The sequence below is a fragment of the Furfurilactobacillus sp. WILCCON 0119 genome, from assembly GCF_053471565.1.
This window is the reverse complement of sequence record NZ_JBPCCV010000004.1, coordinates 7,971-34,419: the sequence shown is the minus strand read 5'-3', so window position 1 is coordinate 34,419 and position 26,449 is coordinate 7,971. Positions and strand designations below refer to the sequence as shown.

Below are 26,449 nucleotides of genomic sequence, written 5' to 3'. Positions count from 1 at the left end.
GTTTGTTCTAAAATCGGCACAATAAAGACAACAAAATAATGGGGGATGAGCTAATGACTGAAGCAGTAAACGTTTTAGTGGTGACGACAGAAAATATTCCGGGTCAAGAATACGAAGTAATTGGTGAAGTGTTTGGGCTAACAACACAGTCCAAAAACGTGGTCAAAAATATCGGTGCTGGATTGAAAAACATCGTTGGTGGCGAGATCAAGGCATACACAGAATTACTGAGTGAAGCCCGCGACATTGCGGTGACGCGCCTTCGTGAAAACGCTGCAGCCATGGGCGCAGACGCCGTGGTCATGATGCGCTACGATTCCGATTCCATTAGTCAGGACATGGAAACGGTCGCCGCTTATGGAACGGCCGTAAAATTTAAGTAAGCTAAATTTATGGTTAATGAATTACTGGTTGACGATCACTACAGGACGTCAGCCAGTTTTTTTATTAACGTTGATTACGGTCGGCCAGTGGTGGTCATTTTAAAAGATGAGCTCAATAAAAAATCTTTGGGCGCACATCACGTATGTTAATTATGTGTGAACGAACGTCAGTGTTACGCGGGTCATTCGGTTAAGATGTCACGGATGTTAATGCCACCCTTGAGGAGGGTGGGTTGTTATTTAAGAAGTGTCATGCTATACTTTTAGTTCGTGAGCGTTCACCCTTTTCGGTGAATGACTCCTTACCCGTTGTTATTGAACGCGGGTCTAAAGACCATAAGGAGGTAGACAGTCGATGTTAGCAACTAAGTATGAAATCACCTACATCGTTCGCCCAGGTTTAGATAGCGACGCTAAGCAAGCCTTAGTTGATCGTTTTGACAAGATCTTGACGGACAACGGTGCCCAAATTGCTGATTCAAAGGACTGGTCAACTCGGCGCTTTGCGTACGAAATCGGAGGTTTTAACGAAGGTACTTACCGCGTTATCAACCTGACCACTGACCAAGCCGAAGCTTTAAACGAATTTGATCGTTTGGCTAAGATCAGTGACGGAATCTTACGTCACATGATCGTTAAACGCGACGCTGAATAAGCATCCGTTTAAATTAACAAAATTTCGAGAGGAGCATTTCAACCATGATTAATCGCGCCGTTCTAACTGGCCGCTTGACCCGTGACCCTGAAGTTCGTTACACACAATCAGGAGCAGCGGTTGCTACGTTTACGTTAGCCGTTGACCGCCAGTTTACGAACCAGCAAGGTCAACGAGAAGCTGATTTTATCAACTGCGTTGTGTGGCGGAAGTCAGCGGAAAACTTCGCTAACTTTACCCACAAAGGTTCGCTTGTTGGAATCGAAGGTCGGATTCAAACCCGGAACTATGATAACCAACAAGGTCAGCGCGTTTACGTGACTGAAGTGGTCGTTGAAAACTTTGCCTTATTAGAATCCCGTTCACAAAGTGAGCAACGGACTAACAACGCAGGTAACAACGGCGGCTTCAACAATAACGCTCCTCAACAAGGAAGCGCCAATCCGTTTGGTGGCAACAATGGTGGGAATACAAACAGCGCAGCTGCAAGTAGCCAACCAAGCCAACCAGCCGATCCGTTTGCTGGAAACAGTGACAGCATCGACATTTCGGATGACGACCTTCCATTCTAATAACTAGAAGATCGGAGGATTATAACTATGGCAGATCAACGTCGTCGTGGTGGTAACCGTCGTCGCCGTAAGGTAGACTTCATCGCCGCAAACCACATCGAATACATCGATTACAAAGATACAGAATTGTTGCAACGGTTTATCTCAGAACGAGGCAAGATTTTACCTCGTCGAGTAACTGGTACGTCCGCTAAGAACCAACGTCGTTTGACGGTGGCAATCAAGCGTTCACGGATTATGGGCTTGCTCCCATTCGTTGCTGAAGACTAATTGTCTTTTAAACAGCTCCCGCTGGGGGCTGTTTTTTTTATTGCGCTAAATTGGGACGATTTAGGGGACCACAGAACGTGGTGTCGACGGTCACGAGTGTTTTGCCTTCCTGAGGTGTGATAAAATGTTATCAGGATTTACAGAAAGGAACGGACAACATGAGGCAATTATTTGCACGGTTCCGCTTACCTGTGTTTATGCAAAATACACGGTTGCGCTGGGTTGCCATTGAGGGTCAACTGTTGGCGCTTCTTGGAATCGTTGCGGCATTTATCGTAAACTGGATTTTTGGGTTGGTCGTATTGATTGCGGCGGCCGCTTTGTTAATCATTATTTTTAATACGCTTCAAGAAATTAGTATTGATACGCAGGAGTTTATTGCGGATCTATCGTATCGAATCAAACGTGGCGAACAAGAAGCCTTAATCAAAATGCCGATGGGGATTTTGATTTTTAATGATCATCAACGCGTGTCCTGGATCAATCCGTACTTACAGCAATATTTTGGTGAAACGGACGTTTTGGGGAAGGCCATCGCTGATGTCGATGAGGAGTTGGCCACAGCAATCACTGAGCATGGCGATGATGAGACATACAGCACAATCACGTGGGCCGGGAAGCAATTTTATTTGCTAGTTCAACATGAACTAAACGTCGTGTACTTAATGGATGTGAGCCACTATGCTCAAATCGAACAGGACTACCACAATGAACAACTGGTCCTGGGGAACATTTCGCTCGATAACTACGATGAAGTCACGCAGAGCATGAGTGATTCAGATGTTTCGACGTTGCGGAATTATGTGACGAGCACCCTGGCCGATTGGACAAAACAGTTCAATATGTACCTGCGGCGGCTTAATTCTGATCACTACCTGTTGATTGGTCATCTTCATGATCTGGAGCGATTGGAAGACGATAAATTTAAGGTTCTGGATACCATTCGGGAGACGACTTCAAAGCAAAATTACCCACTAACGTTATCAATGGGGATCTCGTATGGGTTAAAGGATCTTAACCGATTGGCAGGATTGGCACAAAGTAACCTTGACCTAGCTCTTGGTCGTGGTGGTGATCAGGTTGTGGTGAAAGCCGAAGACGAAGAAGCCCGTTTTTATGGTGGAAAGACCAATCCAATGGAAAAACGGACGCGTGTGCGGGCTAGAATGATTTCTCAGGCGCTACAGGAATTATTCAGTCAATCGGACCAGATCTTTGTTGCGGGCCACCAGACGCCTGATATGGACTCTCTCGGGGCATGTCTGGGGATTCGACGGATCGCCCAGATGAACGGAAAGAAATGCTGGATCATTTTGGATGAGGCCCAGCAAAGTCATTCTGATATTCAGCAGTTGTTACAGGCTGTTGATCGATATTCAGAAATTAAAGACGCAATCATTACCCCGGCTGACGCCGTTAACCGCGCTACGGATCAGAGTTTCTTAGTCATGGTGGACCACTCGAAACCGTCACTCTCAATGGGACGTGATGTGTATGAGAAGCTCCAAAATCGAACGGTCATCATTGATCATCATCGGCGTGGCGAAGAATTTCCTGAAAATCCGGTGTTGGTTTACATTGAACCATATGCGAGTTCCACTTGTGAGTTGATCACTGAAATGTTAGAGTACCAACCACAGGAAGCAAATGCGATCAATAAAATTGAGGCAACCGCAATGTTGTCAGGGATTGAAATTGACACCAAACACTTCACGGATCATACGGGGACGCGAACGTTTGATGCGGCGAGTTACTTACGGTCAGCGGGTGCCGACGCGGGGTTGATTGCACAGTTTAACAAAGAAAACCCCGATAGTTACATGAAACGGAACCACCTGATCAGTCGAGTTGAGCTGGTTAACAATAATGCGGCAATGATTGCAGGAGAGGATCAGCAAAGCTATGATTCTGTCACGGCAGCTCAAGCCGCGGATTCGTTGTTAAGTATGGCCGGGATCGACGCTTCGTTTGTCATTACGCTTCGTCAGGATGGGCGGGTTGGTGTTTCAGCGCGGTCAACTGGTGAGGTCAACGTTCAGGTTATCATGGAACAGATGGGTGGCGGTGGTCACTTGCAAAACGCCGCAACGCAAGTCGAAGGTCAAAGTGTTAGTGAAGTTCGGCAGACGTTACTCGATTTATTGATTGAAGAAACAACTGAATCAAATAAAACAAAGGAGTAAACTCATGAAAGTAATCTTTTTGGAAGACGTTAAGGGCCGTGGTAAGCGTGGCGACATCAAGGATGTTCCTGATGGTTACGCACAAAATTTTCTGATCAAAAATGGTAAGGCGAAGGTCGCTTCCGCCGCTGCAATGAGTCAGTTACAGGGCCAACAACGTGCGGAAGCACGTGAAGAAGCTGCTGAATTGGCTGATGCACAGGCGTTGAAGGCAACCCTTGAAGCCGATGAAACCGTTGTTGAAATTAAAGCCAAAGCTGGCTCTGACAGTCGGTTATTTGGTTCGATTCCGTCAAAACAAATTGCACAGGCCCTAGAACAACAGTTCAATTTAAAATTAGATAAACACAAGATTGATCTACCAAATCCAATTCGCGTGCTCGGGTATACGAACGTTTCGGTTAAACTGCACGCCCAGGTAACGGCTAAAATCCGCGTTCATGTGGTTGCCCAGTAGTGGATCATCTTCGGGAGCGGGATTTCCATTATTGTGAACAGCCGCTGTCGATTGGGAATGGAAGTTATGAACCAGAGAATGCTGCTTAAATTAAAGCGACTGGATCTCCCAACGTTTGGGAAACCAGTCGCTTTAATTTAATGCTTGTTTACTCAATGAGCTTATGGGATAACTTGGATAGTATTAGTCGTAAAGAAATAAGCGGAGAGAACATGGATAATGTAGACTTGCGGGAGCAAACCCCGCCACAAAATATTGAAGCCGAACAGGCTGTTTTAGGGGCCGTTTTTTTAAGCAACGACGCGTTACCAGCAGCGATGGAGTATTTACAGGCTGAGGACTTTTATCGGCGTGCCCACCAAATCATCTTTCAAGTAATGATGGATTTGAATGCCAACGGAACCGTTGTTGATGCCGTGACGGTAAACGACGCGTTAACGGGCAACGGGCAGATCGATGATGTCGGCGGCGTGAGTTACATTGCAGAGCTAGCGCAGGCGGTCCCAACGGCTGCCAACGTTGGCTACTATGCCCGCATTGTTCAGGAAAAAGCCGTTTTACGGCGTCTGATCAAAACGGCAACGGACATCGTCACCCGCTCTTACAACGAAGAAGATGACGTCGCAACGCTACTTGAAAACGCTGAGACTGAAATCATGCGGGTAGCGGATGATCGGAGTAGCGGTGGGTTTAAACCGATTGCTGATGTCTTGAATCAAGCGATGAATACCGTGAATGAGTTGTCGAAAAATGGAAACGAAATTACGGGGTTAGCAACAGGCTTCCATGAGTTAGATAAAATGACTACGGGGCTTCACGAGGATGAGTTGATTATTCTTGCCGCCCGTCCCGGGGTCGGGAAGACTGCGTTTGTGCTTAACATCGCTGAAAACGTTGCGACAAAGACAAACAAAACGGTTGCCATGTTTAGTTTGGAAATGGGTGCAGAATCATTGGTTAACCGGATGCTGTGTGCAGAGGGGAGCATCGATGCAAACCATTTGCGGACGGGGCAATTGACGGACGAAGAGTGGCAAAACTTAGTGGTTGCCATGGGGGCGTTGTCAAAGACCAGTGTGTACATTGACGATACACCGGGGAACCGGATGGCTGAAATCAGCGCCAAGTGTCGGCGACTTGCGAAGGAACATGAGCTTGGCATTATCATCATTGATTATTTGCAACTGATCGAAGGTGGTAATAAGGAAAACCGGCAACAAGAAGTTTCTGACATTTCGCGGCAACTCAAGAAGTTGGCCAAAGAACTACGGGTACCAGTGATTGCACTATCCCAATTGTCTCGTGGCTTGGAACAGCGACAGGATAAGCGACCAGTGTTATCTGATATTCGTGAATCTGGATCAATTGAACAAGATGCCGATATCGTTGCCTTTCTCTACCGTGATGACTACTATCAACGGGATAATGATGACGATGATAACGGTAATGACCCTCGTGATGATGAAGATCAAAACGTTGGGGAAGTTGAAGTGATTATTGAAAAGAACCGTTCTGGTGCGCGGGGGACCGTTAAGCTACTGTTCGTAAAGTCGTTTAACAAGTTCTCAAACATTGCGTACACACCACAGGGGTAAACGGCGATAACAAGTTGAACAAGTGCTATCCTAACGGGCACGCATCAGTCGATGCGTACCCGTTAATTGGATGGTCAATTATTTCCCCGGAAATAGTAAACACTGAGGAGGAGAGGACAATGCAACAACAAGCTACAGGAAAAGAAATCAAGTTACCATGGCTCCTAGCTGCGGGACTTCTGAATAATATGGGGCAGAGTTTTATTTGGCCGTTAACGACCATTTACATTCATGATGCGCTCCATGAATCACTAACCGTCGTGGGACTGGTCTTATTTTTAAATTCCGCAGCCGCAATTGTTGGCTCCTACCTCGGTGGCTGGTTGTTTGACCGAATTGACGCCTATAAACTGACCCTGGTGGCAACGGTTTACGAACTGTTGACTGCCGTCTTCCTGATCTTCTGGCATGGGTGGCCGGCCTTTCCAATTGGGCTGGTCTTTATGGGCTTTGGAAGTGGGCTGTTAATTACATTGATTAATTCGTTGGGAACGACGATTAAGAAACATGACAGCCGGTACGTGTTTAACATGATCTACTTTATGCAAAACCTCGGAACTGTGTTTGGAACAATGATGGTGGGGTTCGTTTACCAGCATGGTGTGCACTACCTCTTCATAATTGCTGCGGCCATGTATGTGCTGTACTTCTTCATTGCGATGACGCAGTTTAACGTGCCGGTTGTCAAAGCACACGCTGCCCCGACTAAGCACGAAACCACGAAGTTTAAATTGCCGCGACCGAACCTCATCATTATCTGGACGTTCTTTATCACACTGATCGTTATTTGGATCATGTATGAACAGTGGGTTTCAAACATGGCGGTCTACATGACAGATCAAGGCATTCCCTTAACCAAGTACAGCTTCCTGTGGACCATTAACGCCGGGTTGATTTTGGTCTTCCAGTTAGGGGTCAATGCACTGGGTGATCGAATTCGGAATCCGTACTACCAGATTATTCCTGGAATTTTAGCCTTTGCGAGCTCATTTGTGATCTTGCTATTTGTTAAAAATTACGCCGGCTTTGTTCTGGCCATCTCAGTGTTAACGTTAGGTGAAGCGACGGCATTTCCAGCGATTCCGGCAATGGTGAATAAACTAACGCCGCTGTCAGTGAAAGGAAAGTACCAGGGCTCCGTTAACGCCGCGGCCGCGGCCGGTCGAGCGTTAGGACCGCTATTAGGGGGAATCTTGATTGACATGACGTCATACAAGTTCTTGTTTGGAACAGCTGCCATTGCGGTCTTTGCAATGCTGGTGGTCGTAATGATTGTTCGTCAGTGGCAGTACAAACGAACAACACGTTACTAATCGAATTTGAGCAAACTAAAAGAGCGGTGACCGTCCCGAAAAATTTGGGAAGTCAGCCGCTCTTTTAGTTTGGGTTCATCGAGCAAGTGGTGTTTTTTAAAATGAACTAGAACATGGTTGGCACGATACCACCATCCATACGAATTGCATTACCGCTGAAGGCGCCGACGGCAGGACTGGCAACAAAGGCTACGAGTTTACCGATCTCATCGGGGCGAATTAAGCGACCGAGCGTTGAAGTGGGCCGGTTCTTCGCCATGTACTCACGTTCTTTCTCTGCAAAGGAGAGGCTGTCATCGGGATAAAGGTCGTTAATGAAGTCCACAACGCCCTCTGTTAACGTTGAACCTGGCATCACGGTGTTAACCGTCACACCAGTCCCACGGGTGAGCGTCGCTAAACTTTTTGAAAGGTTTAGTTCCATCGCCTTTGTCATGCTGTATTGTGGCATTTCTGGTGATGGTTGAATGGCAGCCTCACTAGCGATAAAGATGATCCGGCCAAAGGATTGCTTAAGTAAGCTCGGTAGGTAAAATTTAGCCAGGGCGTTACCACTGAGGACGTTTGTTTTGAAGTATCGTTCCCACGTGGCATCATCGATGTCAAAGTAATCCATGGCTTCAAAGATTCCCATGTTGTTAATCAAAATATCAAGCGTTGGGAAACGTGTTTCCAGTTGGTCACGACCGGCTTCGGTTGTTAAATCATACGGAGCTGGTTGAAGTGTTGCTGTGGGAACAGTGGCCTGAATGTCGGCAATGGCTGCAGCGACACTTGCCTCGCTCCGACCATTAATGATGACCGTGGCGCCTTCACGTGCCAACTCAATGGCAATTGCCTTACCGATTCCTTTTGTTGAACCAGTGACCAGTGCAAGTTTGTTTGTTAATTGTAAGTCCATGATGAGCCTCCTTGATTGTTTTATCTTCTTAAGAATAAGTGACGACCATGGCTAGAACAAGTAGGCACTTTTTGGTAACCCATGGTGGTGGTAAACGAAGATACAAAAAAACCGACTTAGGATCGGGGAATCCTAAGTCGGCCATCATTCTAGAGAGAGTCTTAACATATCTGGGGGGAGATACATTACGTCGAAGGAGTGAGGGGTATCAACTCCTTCGATATTTATAATATACGCATTGAACCTAAAAGCAAACTTAAAAACCTCAGATTTAATGATTTATTTTGATGAAATGTTGATGTGGTTATGGCAGTTAAATCCTGGTATGAAAGGGATTGTTCGCATAAAAAACGTAATCAAAAAATTTTTGCATTTTTGATTATCCATAAGAATTGACCCCGGAAAAACTTTCTTAAGAAATAATCAATTAATTATTTAATTGGTTTAATCAGAGATTGATTTGATTCACGGATTGAATACTGACGATGTGAAAACGGCCACTTCTCTAGTTAAAGAAAAGTGGCTGTTTTCGCTATTTTTTGTAACGTTGTTTAGGCTAGTACCGGCTGATGGCCACTGGCTGACCATCTGGCAATTGGTCCTCAGGCACTACCACAACCTGACCGCCATTTTGTAAGACCGCGGTGCACAGGGTTGGAAGGATGTCCTGGCCATCATCTGTTGGTGTAAACTGATCGTCAGTCAACGTCCCGTGCCAAGCGCTCGTTTCGGAGACAATGAATGTTTCGACTTGGCCTTGACAGGCCGCAGTTGCGATGTCAGACGGTACGTTGAGCTGACGGTTTGCATTGGCAGCGGACTGGTAATCGTTCAAGGCCTGATCGATTGCGAGGTGGGCGTGGTGCTCGAACAGTGGGTTGATCTGCGTTTGAATTTGCGCAGTTGTTAAACCGGCCGGAGAGTTTTGCAATGCGTATGTTGTGGAAAGGCGTGCTAACCGACTAATGCGCCGGTAGAGGGCTTGATTCTCCGGAAGGGCAAACAGAATGAGTGGTCGAGTTGATTGTTGGTGATTAGCTTGCATAAAGTCCTCGACAGCTTTGTAGTAGTTTGTTAAGTCGATTTCTTTTTCTGCGTCCTTGGAATTATGACCGTGGAACCCAGCATGATCGCCACGACTGACAGCGTTTAAATCACCGCCGCGCTTTTGATCACCGAGTGCCTTTGTTAAAGTAGTTGGCGCGTCATCCGGCAATGGCATTGGAATGGCCCGATGATTTTGAATTTGGTAAAGACGGAAAGAATCACCATTAAGCGCGAGCAGATCAAAGTCAAAGTCAGTTTGTTGTTCGAAAAGAAGCGGCCTTAACTCGGGCGTGGTTGCCACGCTGACATGATCTTCCACAGCGGTTAATAAGTGGTCAACAATAATTTGTTGTGATGTGGCGAGGACGCCGAGACTCTCTTTAATGTTTTGGGCGAAAAGGGTGTCGTCACTAAGCGCACTGGTAAGGCGGTGTTCAAACGGAGTCCACCAGTCGGCGCCAAAGTCAGCGATCACAGTCGTTTTAGCTTGCCGAAGTAGCTCTTGGACCCGTAACCGAGTGTGTTGACGATCGGCAGGATCAATATTAACGTACAGCGACACCACGGGGGCCGTTGGGTGATCCGTTAGCATTGTGTTGAGGGTTGCGATATTTAACAGGGCATTTGGCATAAATTATTCCTCCTGAGCTGTGTTTCTAAAGTGAGTGACTTGTTGAGTTTAGAATAGCAAGTTTATGGTAAGCTCGCGAATAATGTGCCTGTCGTTTGCTAATTAAATTAATAGATTAAAGTTATGAGGAATGATAATGCCTGTTGTTTAACAAGTTGGGTATACTGATAGCAAATAAAAAGGAGGGTGAAGATAATGGAATTAACGGCAACAGATTTTGACATTTTGAGCGCCATTGCAGATGGGCGCGTGGAGTCGGGAACCCCGTTGAGCCACTTTGTTGATTACTGTGACAATGCAATTGGTGGTAATCCACGCCCATTGATCCAGGCTGGATACATTGAAGCAACGGATTTCACTGTGACTGGATTAACCCCGCTGGGTGAGAAAGTCTTGAAAGAACACCAAGGTTAATCCTGCCGGGAGAAAGTAGTTTGTTTGCTGGAAGTGTGGGATAATGTAAAGATCAACTTTACAGCAAAGGACGAATCTTCAATGAATCAACAGTGGCATGACGAGGCAGTTGGCGCCGTCCGTGGGTTACTAAAATGGGCGGGTCTTATTAATATTTTTGTTGGTGTTGTACTGGCATGGACGATGATGTCCTCTGGTGCAAACTTTACGGTGTACTTGATTGTTTTAGTGCCGGCAATTGTCGGTGTTTGGCAGTACACGAAGGTGAACCAGATCAGCGAGCAGTGGTTAACCAGACCGAATGCCTTTTACTGGCAGGCGGTTATTAGCCTCATCTTGGCGTCATGGATCTCCAGTATTTTATTGTGGACTGCTGGACGACGGATTCGAGTAATTGCAGAGCAACATCAATAGAAGTGAGCATATAAAACCACTGCCAGTAATGGCAGTGGTTTTTTCGTCGTAAATCAATGTATTTTATGTAATTAAATAGTTAACGAGGTTGTTTGTTATCTTTATCAAGCATATTTGGTGTACCATGAATAGGTTACAAAAAAACATCTATCATTGGAGGCGATAATGATGAAGAACGCAGTAGCTGAATTTCTTGGAACGTTTATGCTGGTCTTTATTGGGACCGGAACGGTGACCCTGACTAAGGGGGGACCACTAGCAATTGGGTTGGCATTTGGATTGGCGATTACGATGATGGCCTACGCAGTGGGTGGCATTTCGGGTGGTCACTTTAATCCTGCAGTGTCCGTTGCAATGCTCATCAACGGTCGCTTGAGTGCGATCGATGCAGTTAAATATGTGATTTCGCAATTTTTAGGCGCAATTGCCGGTTCTGCGGTGATTGGCATGATGAAGCATGCACTGAACCTACCACAACGGGTTGGATTCGGCCAAACAGATTTTCCAAACATTTCTGCTGGCGCAGCGTTTGCAACTGAAACACTGATTACATTTTTATTTGTGTTTGTTATCTTAATGGTGACCAGCAAACGGTACGGTAACGCTCAAATGGCACCATTGGCCATTGGGTTGACACTAGGATTCTTGATCTTAGTCGCCTTAAACTTAACGGGTGGTTCATTGAACCCAGCCCGTAGTTTTGGTCCAGCCATCTTTGCAGGTGGATCAGCATTGGCACACTACTGGGTTTACTTAGTGGCACCAGTTCTTGGTGCAGCAATTGCGGCCGTTGTTGGTCGGTGGCTTGGCAGTGAAGCTGAATAATCAGGTTTCACGTGAAACAATAAGCTAACGTCAAATAAAAATAGCCACCGTCCCATTGGGAAGGTGGCTATTTTTATTTGGGCGCGATTGCCTAAGCAGGCGCCACAGTAGTCAGAAAATTTTAATTAATGTGAGTGGGCTAAGTTCGACTTAAAAATGAAAGGCCACCGATGACGGCGAAAAGTAACGCAAGCCAAAAAGCGATGCGAATGAAGAACAGAAAGGCAGCGATAACAACCACGGTGCCTAACACCCAAAAAATCGTTTTACCGATGAACCGCCCAAAGATAAGTAACAGAGCTAGTCCAATTAATAGTCCCATTTGAGGACCCTCCTAAATGTTAACGTGTCGGTTATTATTAACCGTGACCAAATTCTAGCACGTTTTTTCGTGGATACAAGTAGCTGTTTCGTAAGGATTGATAAAGAAAAAGAGCTAGTCCGAGTGAACATCTGGGGCATCTCACTATGGGTGAAGTAATAAGCTAAAATAACAAAATTATTCGCAATTAAAGATTTAATCATCATGTAAAGTTAAACAATTCTTGGAATTAATGACAACGATGGGAAAAGGCCAGGAAGACTGTTATAATTGCACGGCATAAAGATAATTCGGGGGTTTAGGAGTCATGTCAAAGAAAGTGAAAGTCTGGGGTGCTGTGATCCTGGTCTTGATTGCAAGTTTGGCAGCATGGAGTGTTGTTAATCATGAAGTTCATCGAACAACACGGTCAAGCGTTGCGCCAGCAAAGCAGCGGTCGACTAAAGCCGCGACACCAACATGGACGGCACAAAAAATGGCGGTGGACCTAGATAAAAGCCAGGCTGCTTCGTTAGATGACAAGATGGCGCAAATTCGGTTCGTTGGGTCTGTCCTGATCGTTCGTCATGGTAAGGTGATGTACGAAAAGCAATTTGGTCAGTCAAATGCAGCCACAAAACGACAGAATCGCCAGGATACAGCGTACCCCATTGATTCGATTCAAAAGCTTGCTACGGGAGCGTTGATCATGCAGCAGGTTCAAAAACATCGACTTTCTTTAGACGATCATATTAGCCGTTTTTACCCAACGCTACCGCATGCCAACGAAATTACCATTCGGCAAATGCTCGACATGACTTCCGGGTTACATTTAGCGGATCCAGTTGGGCCAACAATGGTTGAGACGGACGCAGAAGTGGTCAATTATGATCTTAACCACGTGACGTTTGACCAGAACATGTATGGGAAGTGGCACTACGCACAGGTCAATTACAATTTACTGGCTGGTGTGTTAATGAAAATCACCGGTAAGTCGTACCAAACGCTGTTTGAAAAGCAGTTTGTTCACCGGTTTGGTTTACAGCAAACGGTGTTCATGCCGTCAACGGATCAGCATGTCGCGGTTGCCTATGAAGGAAATAGCGCGGGTGACGTTGATTACGGGAAGGCAGTTGTAACCCCTGATGCCTTTTGGCATGACGAACTTGGAACGGGACGGGTTGCCATGTCAGCGCGCGATCTGTACACGCTGATAAGCGGCGTGTTGCAAGGCAAGGTTATCTCACCAGCCGCTGTCAAAACGTTGTACACGTCTGGAAGTTCAAGTACGTATGGTGGTGGAACCTATAACTTGTATGATGCAGCGGTGAATCACGGTCTTGGCTACGGTTATCAATCGATGTCGTGTGTCTCAAAGGATGGTCAAGATGCGGTGATCATGTTAGGAAATTCTTACCGTAGTGACCATTCAATTAAACCGTTTGCGGAACAATTGTACATTCAGCTGTTTTTAAACAATAAAAATGAATCACAAAAATAATGAGTAAGCTTCACGGATATTGATTTACGTAATAACGGCACCGGTAGTTTTTTACCGGTGCCGTTATTATCTTGGCGCGGATTAAATAAAAAAAGAAAGTATTTTTTCGTTAATGCGCGGATAATGAAATCAAAGGGTTTGAGTTTATTTAGAGGAGCAAGGGCATGAAGGGGACAAAACGCATCAGTATTTGGCGATTTTTACGCGCATTTTGGTATTTTTTCAAACATTATTCGTTTACCGCAATCGTGGTCTACGCATTGATGATTCCACTGTTTTCATGGTTAGGAGCGGGGATTTTACGGTGGAGTCAAATTCCGTATTTATCCTATGACAACGTTGGCGCTGTTGCTCAGGCCCATCCGTGGGCAATTGTGGCGTTGGTTGGTCTTTTACTGGTAATGATGATTGCGATTTATCTGCAATTTTCATACTTGTTGTTAATGGTGGCCTACCAGCGGAAACATCAGCGGCCGACGATTCGGCAAATTCTGGGTGAACTGACACATCGCTTGCCACGGTTATCGGTGGGGACGTTTGGGTTCTTTATCCTGTACTTTTTACTGATCGTGCCGTTTGGTGGGAATTTCATCAACACCCCGTTATTGGCAAAGGTTCAGGTCCCGGAATTCATTGTTGAATTTATTTTAACGAAACCGCTCCTGACTGGGTTACTCGTGGTGGCCTATGTTGCTGGTTATTATTTTGGCAATCGTTTGCTACTCGTTATTCCTATTTTAATGTTTGAGCGAACGACCGTCCGGCAGGCCGTGCGTCAATCATGGGAACGAACGTGGGGGCGCTTTTGGTGGATCACGGTGCGCCTCATCGGGATTATTGCCAGTATTGCCGTTTTGTATGCCTTAATGCTGGGGGCCTTTTATGGTGGGCAGCGCTGGTTTGACGGTCAGGGGCATACCGTTGCCCTGACGGCGGCCATCATTAACTTTAACCTCTTGTCATTAGTGAGTTATACCATTTCGATTTTGGCAACCGTGTGGGTGTTGGACCTTAGTGTGCAGTTGATGAGTATGTACGATGTGCAGGCGCTAACTGATCTACCGGATCTGCCGGTGGTCAAGGCAAAAACGTGGTGGCGAATCGCGGTTCCAGTGGCTGTGACCGTCGTTGCGATTACGATGGCAGGCTATGGGTATAGTTATTTTGCCGGGCTGTTGATTGTTGACCCGCAAACCATTTCTCATCGCGGTGTTGACGATGGCAATGGGATTCAAAATACGGTGGGTGCACTGGCTAAAACGCATAAAGAGCACCCGGCGTACGTTGAGATGGATATTCAGGAAACGCGCGATCATAAATTTGTGGTGATGCATGATCCAAACTTGAGCGGGCTTGCTGGTGAGAACCGGGCCGTTGCCAAGCAATCGCTGGCTAGTTTGACCCAGACACAAATTCATGAAAACGGCGAACAGGCTCAGATTGATTCATTTGACGCGTACCTGCAAGCTGCACATGATATGCACCAAAAACTGCTTGTTGAAATTAAAATGAATCGTGGTCAGGATCGGCATGCCTTAGTGAAACGCTTTGTTTCACGGTATAGTGACTCACTGTTGGCACACCATGATATTATTCACTCACTGGATTATGGCATTGTTGAGCAGTTGAAAACGCAACGGCCGCAGTTAACGGTGGGGTACATTTTGCCATATAACTTTGTGGGCTTGCCACAAACCAAAGCAGATTTTTACACCATGGAATACACAACGCTAAATGACCGGTTTGTCAGCAGTGCGCACCGTCAAAATAAGAAGGTGTTTGCGTGGACCGTTAATGATCCAGATAACATGAAAAAGGTGATGGCCATGGACGTTGACGGGGTCATTACGGACCAATTGGGAACCTTAAAGGCGCAGATCAAACAGCAACAGGGTGATCGTGATTACGCCAACCAACTGTTTGAATATGGCACCCAAAACATTAACGAATATCAATAAAGGGAGTTGCAGGAAGTCATTTCCTGTGATAACCTGTGAAGCACAAGTTCAAAACAGTGTACGAAAAAGCTTATATAGGGCCATGATATGGATGGCTGTCTCTACCTGGAACCTTAAATTCCGGACTATAAGCAAAATTAGCGATGATTTTATCAGCTTCTTTTGCGTGGTTCGCGAAAGGAGCTTTTTTGTATTTAAAAATGGAGGTTATCGTAATCAAACAGCTTGAAGAACGAATTCAATCAGAAGGTCGCGTGTTGGGTGAGGATATTTTAAAGGTTGATGGGTTTTTGAACCATCAAGTGGATCCGCAACTTATGCGTGACATGGGCCAAGCGTTTGCTGAGCGTTTTGCCACGAGTGGGATAACGAAGGTGCTGACGGTTGAATCGTCCGGAATTGCACCAGCGTTGATGGCAAGTTTGGCGCTAGGAGTTCCAATGGTCTTTGCGAGAAAACACAAAAGTTTGACCCTCACGGATGATTTATACACGGCGAAGGTCTACTCATTCACCAAGCAAGTCGAGAACCAGATTTCAATTTCAAAGCATTTTCTTGATAAAAATGACCGGGTGCTTATTATCGATGATTTTTTGGCCAACGGTCAGGCCGTCACCGGATTACTAGAGATTTGTCAACGCGCAGGGGCCAGTGTTAGTGGCGTTGGCGTGGTGATCGAAAAACGGTTCCAGCGGGGGCATGAATTGATTGTCGATCAAGGGATTCCGTTGTTAGCGTTAGCCAGTATTGCAGGATTTGAGGATGGTCACGTTGTCTTTTCACACGAAGGGGAATAACACATGGCACAACAGCGAAGAGCAGTTCAGGAATCACATGCGGCAATGTTGGGATTACAGCATCTATTAGCGATGTATTCAGGTGCGCTTTTGGTGCCACTACTCATCGGTGGAGCGCTTCACTTTAATGCCTCACAGATGACGTATTTAGTCTCCGTCGACATTTTTATGTGCGGATTGGCAACGTTTCTTCAGATCTTTACAAACCGTGTTTTTGGGATTGGCCTTCCTGTCGTGCTTGGCTGTGCGGTTCAGGCAGTGGCACCCTTACAGATGATCGGCCAACGCTTCACGATTGGAACGATGTACGGGGCGATCATTGCCGCCGGAATTTTTATCTTTCTGATTGCGGGTGTGTTTGCTAAACTGCGTAAGTTGTTTCCACCATTGGTCACGGGGACTGTTATTACGGTAATCGGGTTGACGTTGATTCCCATTGCGTTTCTTAACTTAGGTGGCGGGAATGTAGCAGCGAAGAACTTTGGCTCCCCGGTTAATCTTGGTGTTGGGTTCCTGACCGTGGCGACAATTATTACTTGTAACGTGTGGGGAAAAGGCTTTATTCGGCAAATTGCCGTCCTGATTGGTCTGTTATCCGGGACCGTGGTTGCTGGTTTGGTGGGAATGGTTTCCCTGAAACCAGTGTTGGCGGCTAGTTGGTTCCACCTTCCCCAACCCTTTTATTTCGGGGCACCACATTTTGAACTTTCCTCAATTTTGACGATGATCATGGTGTCATTGGTTTCAATGGTTGAATCAACCGGGGTGTTCTTCGCACTGGGGGACATCATGAATCGGCCGGTTGAAGAAAAGGATTTAAAAAAAGGGTACCGTGCTGAAGCATTGGCTGTGACCCTGGGTGGCATTTTCAATACCTTCCCATACACCACGTTTTCACAAAACGTGGGCCTGGTGCAAATGTCTGGGATAAAGGGTCGTCGACCGGTGATTTACGCGGCGGGCTTCCTGATGACGCTAGGCGTGTTGCCGAAGGTTGGGGCGCTAGCAACGATTATCCCGGCACCAGTAATTGGCGGTGCCATGATTGTGATGTTTGGCATGGTTGCCATACAGGGTGTGCGGATGCTGGGCCGTGTCGACTTTCGTAACAATAAAAATTTGCTGGTGGCAGCTGTTTCTATTGGTTTAGGGCTAGGGGTCACGGTTCAACCAGCCATTTTCCAAACGTTACCAAAAACGGCGCAGCTATTATTGAGTAACGGAATCGTCATGGCTAGTGTTACAGCCGTTATCCTTAACGCGTTGCTACGTCCGGAACGTGAACAGCATGTCAACCCGGTCTCAGAACGATAACATAATTTAAAAGGGACGCCTCGTTTATAAACGGGGCGTCCCTTTTGAATTTTATTAGTCACCATTTGTAATGGTGTTGCGAACCAGAACGTAATCAACGGTTTTAAGTGCCGTTAAATCATTTCCTCCTGCGTAGGAAATGGAGGATTGAAGATCTTCCGTCATTTCATTAAGGGTGTCGTTGATGTCACCGCGGTAAGGAACTAACAGATCCTTTCCCTCCACGTTTTTATGAGCGCCTTTTTGTTGTGCGGAGGCAGAACCATAATACTGTTTGAAATGACGTTGGTTGATCATTAGATCTGTTCCGGGTGATTGTTTGTGGCCGGCAAAGAGTGAACCGACCATGACCATGCTGGCGCCAAAGCGTAATGACTTTGCGATGTCACCATTATGACGAATTCCGCCATCAGCGATAATGGGTTTGCGGGCGGCCTTAGCACACCACCGAACCGCTGCTAACTGCCAGCCGCCGGTTCCAAAACCTGTTTTAAGCTTAGTGATACAAGCCTTCCCGGGCCCAATACCAACCTTTGTTGCGTCGGCACCAGCGTCTTCAAGTTCACGGACAGCTTCGGGAGTGGCGACGTTTCCGGCGATCACGAAGCTACCGGGTAACTGGGCCTTGATGTATTGAATCATCTTAATGACACTGTTGGCATGACCGTGAGCGATGTCGATGGTAATGTAATCTGGTGTCAAGCCGGCGGCAACAACAGTATCAATAAACGAATATTCCTCTTCTTTAACACCAACACTAATGGAACTGATGAGGTTTTTTTCAGTCATCGATTGAACAAATGCTAACCGTGTCTCTGGGTTAAACCGGTGCATGATGTAAAAATAACCATGTTCGGCTAACCAGGTGGCTAACGGTGCATCAATAACGGTGGCCATGTTAGCAGGGACAACGGGAAGCTTAAAATGATGACCGCCGAACACGGTCGTTGGATCGGCTTCGGTCCGACTATCAATTAAGCATTTGTTCTGAATTAGTTGCACATCTTCGTAATCGAAAATTTCCATATTGAACAAGAACCTCTTTCTTAGCGGGAATGTAAATCAAGTTCGTCAACAGGAGTACAATAACCGTAAAAAAAGAGAATGTCAAACGTAAATTCACCAAAAAAAGAACAATAAAATTAAAATCGTTATTTTTATTCTGCTTTTGTTGATTATCCGAATGATTGCTGTTACAATTCTCTTTGTTGTTCGACAATTCTAATTTGAGGTGAAAAGATGACAGCTGTAGTGATCGTTGGTAGTCAATGGGGCGATGAAGGAAAAGGAAAGATTACGGACTTTGTGAGTCAAGGAGCCGATGTTGTTTCCCGGTACCAAGGTGGTGATAACGCTGGACATACGATTACATTCAATGGTGAAAAGTATCAACTTCAGTTATTGCCATCGGGTATCTTTGAAGCAGATAAGACCTGTTTGATTGGTAACGGGGTCGTGATTAACCCGAAAAGTTTATTAGCCGAACTTGATTACTTGCATGACCGTGGCGTTAAAACAGCGCAGTTGAAGATCTCGAACCGTGCCCACGTGATTTTTCCGTACCATATCTTACAGGATCAACTGGAAGAAGCGGGAAAGCATGGGCATAAAATTGGAACGACGAATAAGGGAATTGGCCCAGCTTACATGGATAAGGCCTCACGGACGGGCATTCGGATTGCAGATTTACTAGAAGAAGCGACGTTTAAAGAATTGCTTGCCCGAAATGTGGCTGCGAAAAACGAACTCTTGGCAAAGCTGTATGGTGCTGAACCACTAGATTTTGAGGCGCTACTAACGGAATATCAAGGCTACGCAAAACGGTTACAACCGTACGTTGCCGATACTTCAGCGATTCTTGATGAGGTATTGACCGCAGGAAAGCGGGTTGTCTTTGAAGGGGCCCAGGGTGTAATGCTGGATATTGATCACGGAACGTATCCCTACGTGACGTCCTCAAATCCGGTGGCCGGTGGGGTGACAATCGGGAGCGGTGTCGGCCCAAATAAGGTGACATCCGTTATTGGAACGGCCAAGGCGTACACCTCACGGGTTGGTGCGGGACCATTTCCAACAGAATTAAATGATGAAATTGGGAATCACATTCGGGAAGTCGGCCATGAGTTTGGAACGGTAACGAAACGCCCCCGGCGGATCGGCTGGCTCGATACAGTGGTGCTCCGGCATGCTAAACGTGTTTCGGGACTAAACTATTTGGCGTTGAACTGCTTGGATGTGTTGAGTGGGCTGCCAGAGTTGAAGATTTGTGTGGCATATAAACTTGATGGTGAACAGATTGATCGTTATCCAGCTGGTCGCGAGGCCCTACTGCGGTGCGAACCTGTTTATGAAACGTTGCCTGGCTGGACAGAAGACATTACGCAGTGCCAGACGTTTGACGAATTGCCAGAAAATGCGCAACACTATGTTGAACGGATCACGGCGCTAACGGGATTAGAACTGGTAACCCTGTCCGTTGGCCCTGATCGTGAACAGACCATGATTTTGCAGGATGTCTGGGTAAAATAACGTTATTTAATGAAGAAAGTTGAGAGCAAACATGATTGATCGGTATGTTCGACCAGAAATGGGCGCAGTTTGGTCACAGGAAGAAAAATTAAATCAATGGTTGGCCGTTGAGTTGGCAGCGTGCCAGGCATGGGCCAATCAGGGGAAAATTCCGCAAGCTGATGTCGATGCATTGAAAGCCAATGCGAAGGTTGATGTGGACCGAATGATGGCAATCGAGGCAGAAACGCACCATGACGTGGTGGCCTTTACGCGCATGTTGTCGGAGTCATTAGGCGATGAGCGCAAGTGGGTGCACTATGGGCTGACAAGCACTGACGTGGTGGATACCGCCCAAGCGCTCCAGCTAAAAGCCGCGAATGACCTATTGCTAGCTGACTTGATAACGTTGCGGGCCACGGTTATCGCGCAGGCCAAACGGTATCGAAACGTTCCCATGATGGGTCGGACCCACGGTATTCAGGCAGAACCAATGTCATTTGGCCTGAAACTTGCCCGGTGGGTGGATGAACTTAATCGTGACATTACACGGTTCAAAGCCACGGCAGCTGAGATGGCGGTGGGGGAACTCAGTGGTGCAGTTGGAACGTTTGCCAACATTCCGCCACAAGTTGAAGCGGACGTTTGTGACCAGTTAGGTCTTCGGGCCCAACCGGTAACCAGCCAGGTGTTGCCACGGGATCTTCATGCCCATTACATGAGCGTGTTGGCGTTGATTGCGACAAGCCTAGAGAATTTTGCGACCGAAATTCGGGGGCTTCAACGAACGGAATTAGGCGAGGTGGCTGAACCGTTTAGTGTTGGTCAAAAGGGTTCGTCGGCCATGCCGCACAAACATAATCCAATCGGCTCAGAGAACATTACTGGTTTAGCTCGGGTCATCCGGGGGCACATGATGACGGCGTTTGAAGACGTTGCGTTGTGGCATGAGCGGGACATTTCGCATTCCTCAGCTGAACGCATTATTTTGCCGGACACCACTGAATTACTGGATTACATGCTGACCCGGTTAAACAAAATTGTCGGTAACTTAGTGGTCAATGAAGCACGAATGCAGGCAAACATTGACGCGAGCGGTGGTCTTGTCTTTAGCCAGCAGGTGTTGTTAGCGTTAATTGATCAAGGATTGAGCCGTGAAGTTGCGTATGATCATGTCCAACAGTTAGCCCAAACAGCGATGACAACGGGAACGCCATTTAAAACGTTGGTGGAACAAAGCGACTATGTTAATGAACATTTGACGCCAACGGACATCGCGCAGGCATTTGATGTGCAGCGGCACCTTCGCTATGTTGATGAGATTTTTGCCCGGGTGGGCATTGAATAAGGACCGTTTCACGTGGAACAAGCATGACGTCAATAAGCGTAATCTGGAAGAAGCCGGATTACGCTTATTGACGTTTTTAAGTCGAAGTAAACGGGGGCAATAAACAATTGTTTCCTAGCGAAAGAGTTAGTGCTATACTCGTTACTGTTTCCATTCGAAACGTTTTGTGAAATCCCGCAAAACGTGTACTATTCATCTATGTGCGTTAACGTGAATTAATTTGCAGCATTATTTGCGGCAAATGGGGTTGATTCCGCCGTTAATGGTGCATAATGAGTGGCATTATCGGAAATGAATGTTGTTACATAACTATCGTGTAGAAGTAGGAGGAACGTGCTAAATGCTGAAAATAGCAAAGGGCCGAATTTCATCATGGGCGGTACTGGGTGCCGTTTTATTCATGATTGTTCAGGTCGTTGCCAACTTGAACCTACCAAGTTTGACGTCTGACATCGTCAACAATGGTGTGGCCAAGGGGGACATTAGCTACATTTGGAAAATCGGGTTCGAAATGATCGGATTTTCTGTACTATCGGTTGCTGCCGCAATTTGTAACGTGTTTTTGGCAGCACGCTCATCACAAAAGTTGGGTCAAAACTTACGGAGTGACATTTACCGGAAGGTTATGAATTTTTCCAACGATGAGTTTAACAAGGTCGAAACATCATCATTAATTACGCGAACAACAAACGATGTGGTTCAAATTCAAAACGTGGCCATGATGGCTTTGCGGATGATGATTATGGCGCCAATTATGTTGATCGGTGCCAGTTTCTTAGCCTATAACAAGAGCCATCAGTTGTCCCTGATCTTCGTGGTTTCAATTCCAGTGTTACTTATTTGTATTGGTGTCATCATGGGGTTAGCCATTCCATTATTCCGGGCAATGCAAACGAAAACAGACCGGTTGAACTTAGTTTTCCGTGAGGGACTGACGGGTGTTCGGGTCATCCGGGCCTTTCGTCAGGACAAGTTTGAACAAGATCGGTTTGAAGAAGCGAACCAAGATTACACAAAGAATTCGATTAAGGTTAATACCATTGTGGCGTTTGCACTGCCAGTGATGACGTTGGTCATGAGTGGGACAAACGTTGCGATTGTCTGGTTCGGGGGTCAATTGATCAGCACGCAGACCATGCAGGTTGGGAACATGATCGCGTTCATGACGTATGCCATGCAAGTGTTGATGAGTTTCATGATGCTAGCAATGATTATGGCCTTTCTGCCACGGGCAGCCGCTTCGGCAACGCGGATTCAGGAAGTGTTGTCATTAGAATCAACAATTAATGATCCGAAAACAGCGACAGAACCAGCAACCGCTGCAAAGAGTTTGGCATTTGATCACGTCGATTTCCGGTACCAACAGGCTGAACAAACAGCGCTGACGGATATTGATTTTAGTGCCAAAGCCGGTCAAACGGTCGCCATCATCGGGGGAACTGGTTCAGGGAAGACAACCTTGATCAACCTGATTCCCCGATTCTTTGATGTCGAACAGGGGGCTGTCAGTGTTGACGGTGTCGATGTTCGTCAACAAAACGTCAAGGAGCTTCATGAACACGTCGCCATGGTGCCGCAAAAGGCAACGCTGTTCACAGGAACCATTCGTGACAACATGAAATACGGTAAGGATGACGCCACTGATGACGAAATCTGGCAGGCACTGGCCATTGCCCAGTCGACAGATTTTGTTAAAGAAGAAGGTGGCCTTGATGCCCACGTTGAACAGGGTGGTGGGAACTTCTCTGGTGGACAACGGCAGCGTTTGGCCATTGCCCGGGCATTGGTTAAGCATGCGAGTGTGTATGTCTTCGATGATTCTTTTTCTGCCTTGGACTTTAAAACAGACGCAAAGCTACGTGGTGACTTACGGCAAGATGCCCGAATCCAACAAAGTGTTGTTGTCATTGTTGCCCAGCGGATTGCAACGGTGGCCGATGCAGACTTGATTTTGGTTCTTGATAACGGAAAGTTAGTTGGTAAGGGAACCCACGCCGAACTGAAAGAAACGAACAAGGTTTACCAAGAAATCATGCGGTCTCAATTACGTGAAGGGGAGGCAGGTCTCTAATGAGTCAAAATGCGAAACAAACAAACGCACCACGTCCAGCAGGCGGACCCGGTCATGGCCCTGGTGGCGGTGCCGGATTGGTTGAAAAGGCCAATCATTTCTGGCCAACCTTTATTCGCCTGATGCGCTACATGTCTGACCGGTGGTTGGGAATGCTTTTGGTCCTGGTCTTTGCGATCACATCCGTTATTTTCCAAATTCGGACGCCAAAGATCTTAGGGAAAGCGACGACTGAAATTTACAAGGGGATCATGAAGGGGACGGCACAACAAAAGGCCGGCATCAACATGAGTCACTGGCCAATCAATTTTGATAAGGTCTTTCAGATCATTGTCATTGTTTTGATGATGTACCTTGCCTCTGCGGTCTTTAGCTTCCTTCAGCAATTCATCATGACCCGGATTTCGCAACGCACTGTTTATAAACTGCGGCGGTCCTTTAAGGGCAAAATGCGGGTTGTGCCGATTAAGTATTACGATACGCACAGCAACGGGGACATCATGAGTCGTGCGGTTAATGATATGGATAACATTGCCAGCACGCTGCAACAAAGTTTAACGCAGGCCATTACCAGTCTGGTGACGTTTGTTGGAACGTTATGGATGATGCTGACGATCAGTTGGCAGTTAACGTTGATCGCGTTAGTAACGATTCCACTGAGTTTAGTGGTTGTAGGGATTGTTGCACCACGGTCACAACGTTACTTTGGTCAACAACAAAAGAGCTTAGGATTGATCAACGACCAGGTTGAAGAAAATTATTCTGGTCACGAAGTGGTTAAGAGTTTCAATAAGGAAGACGACGCCATTGTTGAGTTTGAAAAGCAGAATAAAGCCTACTTTGGCGCTGCTTGGAAGGCCCAATTTATTTCAGGGGTCATCATGCCATTAATGATGTTCCTGAATAACATTGGTTACGTGTTTGTGGCCATTGTCGGTGGGATTCAAGTGGCAAACGGGAGTGTTAGTTTAGGGAACGTTCAGGCGTTCTTGCAATACACTCAACAGTTTTCACAACCAATTTCACAATTAGCAAACTTACTGAACACGATTCAATCAACCATTGCCTCTGCCGAACGGGTTTTTGATGTTCTTGATGAAGAGGAAATGCAGGAAACGAAGTCCGGTTTGGCACCCCAAACGGATGATCAGAATCTGCTGACGTTGGACCACGTTCAGTTTGGTTACGACGATGAATTATTGATGACGGACTACAACCTTGGCGTTAAGGCCGGTCAACAAGTTGCCATTGTGGGACCAACTGGTGCTGGGAAGACAACGATCATTAACCTTCTGGAACGGTTTTATGATGTCCGTGGTGGTTCGATCCGGTTAAACGGGGTCGATACGCGTGACTTAGATCGTGAAGATCTGCGGTCCCACTTTGCGATGGTGCTTCAAGATACCTGGTTATTTACGGGAACAATCTGGGATAACCTGAAGTACGGTCGTGAAGATGCCACGGATGACGACATTTTGGCCGCCTCTAAGGCAGCGCACGTGGATGAATTTGTTCGGAAACTGCCTGACGGTTACAAGACCATCTTGAATGAAGAGGCGTCGAACATTTCTCAAGGGCAACGGCAATTATTGACCATTGCCCGGGCGTTTGTGGCTGATCCTGAAATTTTGATTTTGGATGAAGCAACAAGTTCTGTTGATACGCGGACAGAAGTGCAGATTCAACACGCGATGGAACAGTTACTTGAAAACCGGACGAGTTTCGTTGTTGCGCACCGGCTATCAACCATTCAAAATGCTGATAACATCATTGTTATGAATCATGGGTCTGTGGTTGAAACCGGAAACCATGAAGCGTTGATGGCTGCAAATGGGTTCTATGCGGACCTGTACAATAGTCAATTTTCTGGAAACATCAGTATGGATGAAGGGGAGGAATAGTCGTGCAACGAAAATCATTAATGCTATTTGCTGCCGCCGTTTCGGCCCTGAGTTTGGCCGGTTGTGGTCGGACATCACTGACGACGACTAAGACAACGTATCACCAAAATGGAATGGTTGCGGCTGTAAAAGGAAACACAAGTGCCAAAAAGGTCACGTATCAAGTGGATGATCAGGCTAAGAAAACGCTGACTGTTCGCAACGGAACGTTTGTCATTCAGGTGCCCAGCTCAACGAAGAACCAGCAGGTGAAGTTAACGGCTGGCAGTGACCACAAAACGGTTCATGTTGCGGCCGCAACGGCACTCGCAGATTACCAAACACTCCGAACGTCGTTTAACCAAGCGTTGGCTGGTTCGCAATTAAGCCCGGCTGACCAAAAGAAGGCCGCTCAGTTGCAGGCCGCTGCCGCAAGTCTGAAGCAACAACCAAGTGCGCAGGCGATGACCACGGTGCAAAGTTTACAAAAGGACGTTCAAACGGCCATGGCGACAGCTAACCAACAGGTCAAAGGCCAGCTGTTGCCAACCAAAACACCGTCAAATGGTGTGCACACCGTTGTGAGCACCAAGGATTATAAGATCCGGATGAACGTGCAGGATGGTAAGGTGATGGGATCGACCATGATCGTGCCAACAAAGAACTTTAAGCAAAAGAGTGGTCAAAAGAAGTTTGGAACCAGCTTTGCGTTACTTGTTAATGGAACGGGCGCGGACGCCAAGAAGGTGATGAAGGACTTCGGTAAGGAAACAAGGAAGGCCAAAAAGGGTTCAACAAACATTGATCCCATCTACTCGAAGGGCGTGAAGTTCACAATCGGCTTGTCGAGTGCGGATATTTATATCTTTATGACAAAGTAGAGAGCGAAACAAATTTTGTTAAGGCTCCCTCCTGTAAAACAAACAGCCCCCTTACTGACGGTCCATGTCAGTGAGGGGGCTGTTTGTCTTACAGGAGTCGAAGTCTAAAATTTGTTTCGCGTTTGCGCTAGCAAAAAACGTGGCCTCCCAAACTGACGGTCCATGTCAGTGAGGGGGCTGTTTGTCTTACAGGAGTCGAAGTCTAAAATTTGTTTCGCGTTTGCGCTAGC

24 protein-coding genes and 1 riboswitch are annotated in these 26,449 nt (G+C 46.6%); of the genes, 20 read left to right on the top strand and 4 right to left on the bottom strand.

What is annotated here, in order from left to right; genetic code table 11:
- The first annotated feature begins 53 nt into the window (after nucleotides 1–53).
- The 8 genes from ACRYI5_RS07275 (at nucleotide 54) to ACRYI5_RS07240 (ending at nucleotide 7,428) form a co-directional block, all read left to right on the top strand.
- Nucleotides 54–383, top strand: coding sequence for a heavy metal-binding domain-containing protein (locus tag ACRYI5_RS07275; RefSeq protein ID WP_448224812.1), 330 nt, complete (start codon nucleotides 54–56; stop codon nucleotides 381–383).
- Between the two features lie 355 nt (nucleotides 384–738).
- Entirely contained in the window at nucleotides 739–1,038 is a 300-nt protein-coding gene (gene rpsF, locus ACRYI5_RS07270; protein WP_448224811.1) for a 30S ribosomal protein S6, read from the top strand.
- A 44-nt stretch (nucleotides 1,039–1,082) separates the two neighbouring features.
- On the top strand, nucleotides 1,083–1,610 hold the full coding sequence (gene ssb, locus ACRYI5_RS07265) for a single-stranded DNA-binding protein (protein WP_407881140.1): 528 nt from the start codon (nucleotides 1,083–1,085) through the stop codon (nucleotides 1,608–1,610).
- Nucleotides 1,611–1,637: 27 nt separating this feature from the next.
- Nucleotides 1,638–1,880: a 30S ribosomal protein S18 gene (rpsR, locus tag ACRYI5_RS07260; protein WP_017262420.1), complete on the top strand. Its 243-nt coding sequence runs from the start codon at nucleotides 1,638–1,640 to the stop codon at nucleotides 1,878–1,880.
- 158 nt (nucleotides 1,881–2,038) lie between these two features.
- Entirely contained in the window at nucleotides 2,039–4,063 is a 2,025-nt protein-coding gene (locus ACRYI5_RS07255) for a DHH family phosphoesterase (protein WP_448224810.1), read from the top strand.
- A gap of 4 nt (nucleotides 4,064–4,067) precedes the next feature.
- Entirely contained in the window at nucleotides 4,068–4,520 is a 453-nt protein-coding gene (gene rplI, locus ACRYI5_RS07250) for a 50S ribosomal protein L9 (RefSeq protein ID WP_407881136.1), read from the top strand.
- 212 nt (nucleotides 4,521–4,732) lie between these two features.
- Complete coding sequence (gene dnaB, locus ACRYI5_RS07245) at nucleotides 4,733–6,115, top strand: replicative DNA helicase (protein WP_407881135.1); 1,383 nt, start codon at nucleotides 4,733–4,735, stop codon at nucleotides 6,113–6,115.
- A 119-nt stretch (nucleotides 6,116–6,234) separates the two neighbouring features.
- On the top strand, nucleotides 6,235–7,428 hold the full coding sequence (locus ACRYI5_RS07240; protein WP_448224809.1) for an MDR family MFS transporter: 1,194 nt from the start codon (nucleotides 6,235–6,237) through the stop codon (nucleotides 7,426–7,428).
- A 106-nt stretch (nucleotides 7,429–7,534) separates the two neighbouring features.
- Here the strand turns inward: ACRYI5_RS07240 and ACRYI5_RS07235 are convergent, their stop codons facing one another.
- Both ACRYI5_RS07235 and ACRYI5_RS07230 read right to left on the bottom strand, forming a co-directional pair.
- Nucleotides 7,535–8,329: an SDR family NAD(P)-dependent oxidoreductase gene (locus ACRYI5_RS07235; protein ID WP_448224808.1), complete on the bottom strand. Its 795-nt coding sequence runs from the start codon at nucleotides 8,327–8,329 to the stop codon at nucleotides 7,535–7,537.
- Between the two features lie 556 nt (nucleotides 8,330–8,885).
- Nucleotides 8,886–10,007, bottom strand: a complete 1,122-nt coding sequence (locus ACRYI5_RS07230) for a baeRF6 domain-containing protein (protein ID WP_407881130.1) — start codon at nucleotides 10,005–10,007, stop codon at nucleotides 8,886–8,888.
- 195 nt (nucleotides 10,008–10,202) lie between these two features.
- On the opposite strand from ACRYI5_RS07230, the gene ACRYI5_RS07225 reads away from it, so the two are divergent.
- The 3 genes from ACRYI5_RS07225 to ACRYI5_RS07215 all read left to right on the top strand — a co-directional run bounded on the left by ACRYI5_RS07225 (nucleotide 10,203) and on the right by ACRYI5_RS07215 (nucleotide 11,660).
- The gene (locus ACRYI5_RS07225; protein WP_407881128.1) at nucleotides 10,203–10,421 is read left to right on the top strand and encodes a hypothetical protein; all 219 of its coding nucleotides are present in this window, start codon (nucleotides 10,203–10,205) and stop codon (nucleotides 10,419–10,421) included.
- An 81-nt stretch (nucleotides 10,422–10,502) separates the two neighbouring features.
- Nucleotides 10,503–10,835 carry a hypothetical protein gene (locus ACRYI5_RS07220; protein ID WP_448224807.1) on the top strand — a complete coding sequence of 111 codons (333 nt, stop codon included), beginning with the start codon at nucleotides 10,503–10,505 and terminating at the stop codon, nucleotides 10,833–10,835.
- Between the two features lie 168 nt (nucleotides 10,836–11,003).
- Entirely contained in the window at nucleotides 11,004–11,660 is a 657-nt protein-coding gene (locus ACRYI5_RS07215) for an MIP/aquaporin family protein (RefSeq protein WP_448224957.1), read from the top strand.
- A 139-nt stretch (nucleotides 11,661–11,799) separates the two neighbouring features.
- Here ACRYI5_RS07215 and ACRYI5_RS07210 read toward each other — a convergent pair whose 3' ends face one another.
- A complete protein-coding gene (locus ACRYI5_RS07210) occupies nucleotides 11,800–11,982 on the bottom strand; it encodes a hypothetical protein (RefSeq protein WP_407881124.1) in 183 nt (60 codons plus the stop codon).
- A 307-nt stretch (nucleotides 11,983–12,289) separates the two neighbouring features.
- Here ACRYI5_RS07210 and ACRYI5_RS07205 point away from each other — a divergent pair, with 307 nt between their 5' ends.
- The 4 genes from ACRYI5_RS07205 to ACRYI5_RS07190 all read left to right on the top strand — a co-directional run bounded on the left by ACRYI5_RS07205 (nucleotide 12,290) and on the right by ACRYI5_RS07190 (nucleotide 17,531).
- Nucleotides 12,290–13,462 carry a serine hydrolase domain-containing protein gene (locus ACRYI5_RS07205; RefSeq protein WP_448224806.1) on the top strand — a complete coding sequence of 391 codons (1,173 nt, stop codon included), beginning with the start codon at nucleotides 12,290–12,292 and terminating at the stop codon, nucleotides 13,460–13,462.
- Between the two features lie 164 nt (nucleotides 13,463–13,626).
- A complete protein-coding gene (locus ACRYI5_RS07200) occupies nucleotides 13,627–15,420 on the top strand; it encodes a glycerophosphoryl diester phosphodiesterase membrane domain-containing protein (RefSeq protein WP_448224805.1) in 1,794 nt (597 codons plus the stop codon).
- A gap of 50 nt (nucleotides 15,421–15,470) precedes the next feature.
- Nucleotides 15,471–15,568, top strand: a riboswitch (purine riboswitch).
- 67 nt (nucleotides 15,569–15,635) lie between these two features.
- On the top strand, nucleotides 15,636–16,217 hold the full coding sequence (locus ACRYI5_RS07195; RefSeq protein WP_448224956.1) for a xanthine phosphoribosyltransferase: 582 nt from the start codon (nucleotides 15,636–15,638) through the stop codon (nucleotides 16,215–16,217).
- Nucleotides 16,218–16,220: 3 nt separating this feature from the next.
- Nucleotides 16,221–17,531, top strand: coding sequence for a nucleobase:cation symporter-2 family protein (locus tag ACRYI5_RS07190; RefSeq protein WP_448224804.1), 1,311 nt, complete (start codon nucleotides 16,221–16,223; stop codon nucleotides 17,529–17,531).
- Nucleotides 17,532–17,585: 54 nt separating this feature from the next.
- Here the strand turns inward: ACRYI5_RS07190 and ACRYI5_RS07185 are convergent, their stop codons facing one another.
- The gene (locus ACRYI5_RS07185) at nucleotides 17,586–18,557 is read right to left on the bottom strand and encodes a GMP reductase (RefSeq protein ID WP_448224803.1); all 972 of its coding nucleotides are present in this window, start codon (nucleotides 18,555–18,557) and stop codon (nucleotides 17,586–17,588) included.
- Between the two features lie 213 nt (nucleotides 18,558–18,770).
- Between ACRYI5_RS07185 and ACRYI5_RS07180 the strand changes: the two genes are divergently transcribed.
- The 5 genes from ACRYI5_RS07180 (at nucleotide 18,771) to ACRYI5_RS07160 (ending at nucleotide 26,219) form a co-directional block, all read left to right on the top strand.
- Nucleotides 18,771–20,060 carry an adenylosuccinate synthase gene (locus ACRYI5_RS07180; RefSeq protein WP_448224802.1) on the top strand — a complete coding sequence of 430 codons (1,290 nt, stop codon included), beginning with the start codon at nucleotides 18,771–18,773 and terminating at the stop codon, nucleotides 20,058–20,060.
- 31 nt (nucleotides 20,061–20,091) lie between these two features.
- The gene (gene purB / locus ACRYI5_RS07175; protein ID WP_448224801.1) at nucleotides 20,092–21,387 is read left to right on the top strand and encodes an adenylosuccinate lyase; all 1,296 of its coding nucleotides are present in this window, start codon (nucleotides 20,092–20,094) and stop codon (nucleotides 21,385–21,387) included.
- A 340-nt stretch (nucleotides 21,388–21,727) separates the two neighbouring features.
- The gene (locus ACRYI5_RS07170) at nucleotides 21,728–23,458 is read left to right on the top strand and encodes an ABC transporter ATP-binding protein (protein WP_407881116.1); all 1,731 of its coding nucleotides are present in this window, start codon (nucleotides 21,728–21,730) and stop codon (nucleotides 23,456–23,458) included.
- Complete coding sequence (locus ACRYI5_RS07165; protein ID WP_448224800.1) at nucleotides 23,458–25,359, top strand: ABC transporter ATP-binding protein; 1,902 nt, start codon at nucleotides 23,458–23,460, stop codon at nucleotides 25,357–25,359. The genes ACRYI5_RS07170 and ACRYI5_RS07165 overlap by 1 nt, the downstream gene beginning before the upstream one ends.
- Nucleotides 25,360–25,361: 2 nt before the next feature.
- On the top strand, nucleotides 25,362–26,219 hold the full coding sequence (locus tag ACRYI5_RS07160) for a hypothetical protein (protein WP_448224799.1): 858 nt from the start codon (nucleotides 25,362–25,364) through the stop codon (nucleotides 26,217–26,219).
- The last annotated feature ends 230 nt before the right edge of the window (nucleotides 26,220–26,449 follow it).

Excerpts from the sequence above, each read along its gene's own strand:
- ACRYI5_RS07275 (WP_448224812.1), top strand. The coding sequence starts at position 54 with ATGACTGAAGCAGTAAACGTTTTAGTGGTGACGACAGAAAATATTCCG.
- rpsF (WP_448224811.1), top strand. The coding sequence starts at position 739 with ATGTTAGCAACTAAGTATGAAATCACCTACATCGTTCGCCCAGGTTTA.
- ssb (WP_407881140.1), top strand. The coding sequence starts at position 1,083 with ATGATTAATCGCGCCGTTCTAACTGGCCGCTTGACCCGTGACCCTGAA.
- rpsR (WP_017262420.1), top strand. The coding sequence starts at position 1,638 with ATGGCAGATCAACGTCGTCGTGGTGGTAACCGTCGTCGCCGTAAGGTA.
- ACRYI5_RS07255 (WP_448224810.1), top strand. The coding sequence starts at position 2,039 with ATGAGGCAATTATTTGCACGGTTCCGCTTACCTGTGTTTATGCAAAAT.
- rplI (WP_407881136.1), top strand. The coding sequence starts at position 4,068 with ATGAAAGTAATCTTTTTGGAAGACGTTAAGGGCCGTGGTAAGCGTGGC.
- dnaB (WP_407881135.1), top strand. The coding sequence starts at position 4,733 with ATGGATAATGTAGACTTGCGGGAGCAAACCCCGCCACAAAATATTGAA.
- ACRYI5_RS07240 (WP_448224809.1), top strand. The coding sequence starts at position 6,235 with ATGCAACAACAAGCTACAGGAAAAGAAATCAAGTTACCATGGCTCCTA.
- ACRYI5_RS07235 (WP_448224808.1), bottom strand. The coding sequence starts at position 8,329 with ATGGACTTACAATTAACAAACAAACTTGCACTGGTCACTGGTTCAACA.
- ACRYI5_RS07230 (WP_407881130.1), bottom strand. The coding sequence starts at position 10,007 with ATGCCAAATGCCCTGTTAAATATCGCAACCCTCAACACAATGCTAACG.
- ACRYI5_RS07225 (WP_407881128.1), top strand. The coding sequence starts at position 10,203 with ATGGAATTAACGGCAACAGATTTTGACATTTTGAGCGCCATTGCAGAT.
- ACRYI5_RS07220 (WP_448224807.1), top strand. The coding sequence starts at position 10,503 with ATGAATCAACAGTGGCATGACGAGGCAGTTGGCGCCGTCCGTGGGTTA.
- ACRYI5_RS07215 (WP_448224957.1), top strand. The coding sequence starts at position 11,004 with ATGAAGAACGCAGTAGCTGAATTTCTTGGAACGTTTATGCTGGTCTTT.
- ACRYI5_RS07210 (WP_407881124.1), bottom strand. The coding sequence starts at position 11,982 with ATGGGACTATTAATTGGACTAGCTCTGTTACTTATCTTTGGGCGGTTC.
- ACRYI5_RS07205 (WP_448224806.1), top strand. The coding sequence starts at position 12,290 with ATGTCAAAGAAAGTGAAAGTCTGGGGTGCTGTGATCCTGGTCTTGATT.
- ACRYI5_RS07200 (WP_448224805.1), top strand. The coding sequence starts at position 13,627 with ATGAAGGGGACAAAACGCATCAGTATTTGGCGATTTTTACGCGCATTT.
- ACRYI5_RS07190 (WP_448224804.1), top strand. The coding sequence starts at position 16,221 with ATGGCACAACAGCGAAGAGCAGTTCAGGAATCACATGCGGCAATGTTG.
- ACRYI5_RS07185 (WP_448224803.1), bottom strand. The coding sequence starts at position 18,557 with ATGGAAATTTTCGATTACGAAGATGTGCAACTAATTCAGAACAAATGC.
- ACRYI5_RS07180 (WP_448224802.1), top strand. The coding sequence starts at position 18,771 with ATGACAGCTGTAGTGATCGTTGGTAGTCAATGGGGCGATGAAGGAAAA.
- purB (WP_448224801.1), top strand. The coding sequence starts at position 20,092 with ATGATTGATCGGTATGTTCGACCAGAAATGGGCGCAGTTTGGTCACAG.
- ACRYI5_RS07170 (WP_407881116.1), top strand. The coding sequence starts at position 21,728 with ATGCTGAAAATAGCAAAGGGCCGAATTTCATCATGGGCGGTACTGGGT.
- ACRYI5_RS07165 (WP_448224800.1), top strand. The coding sequence starts at position 23,458 with ATGAGTCAAAATGCGAAACAAACAAACGCACCACGTCCAGCAGGCGGA.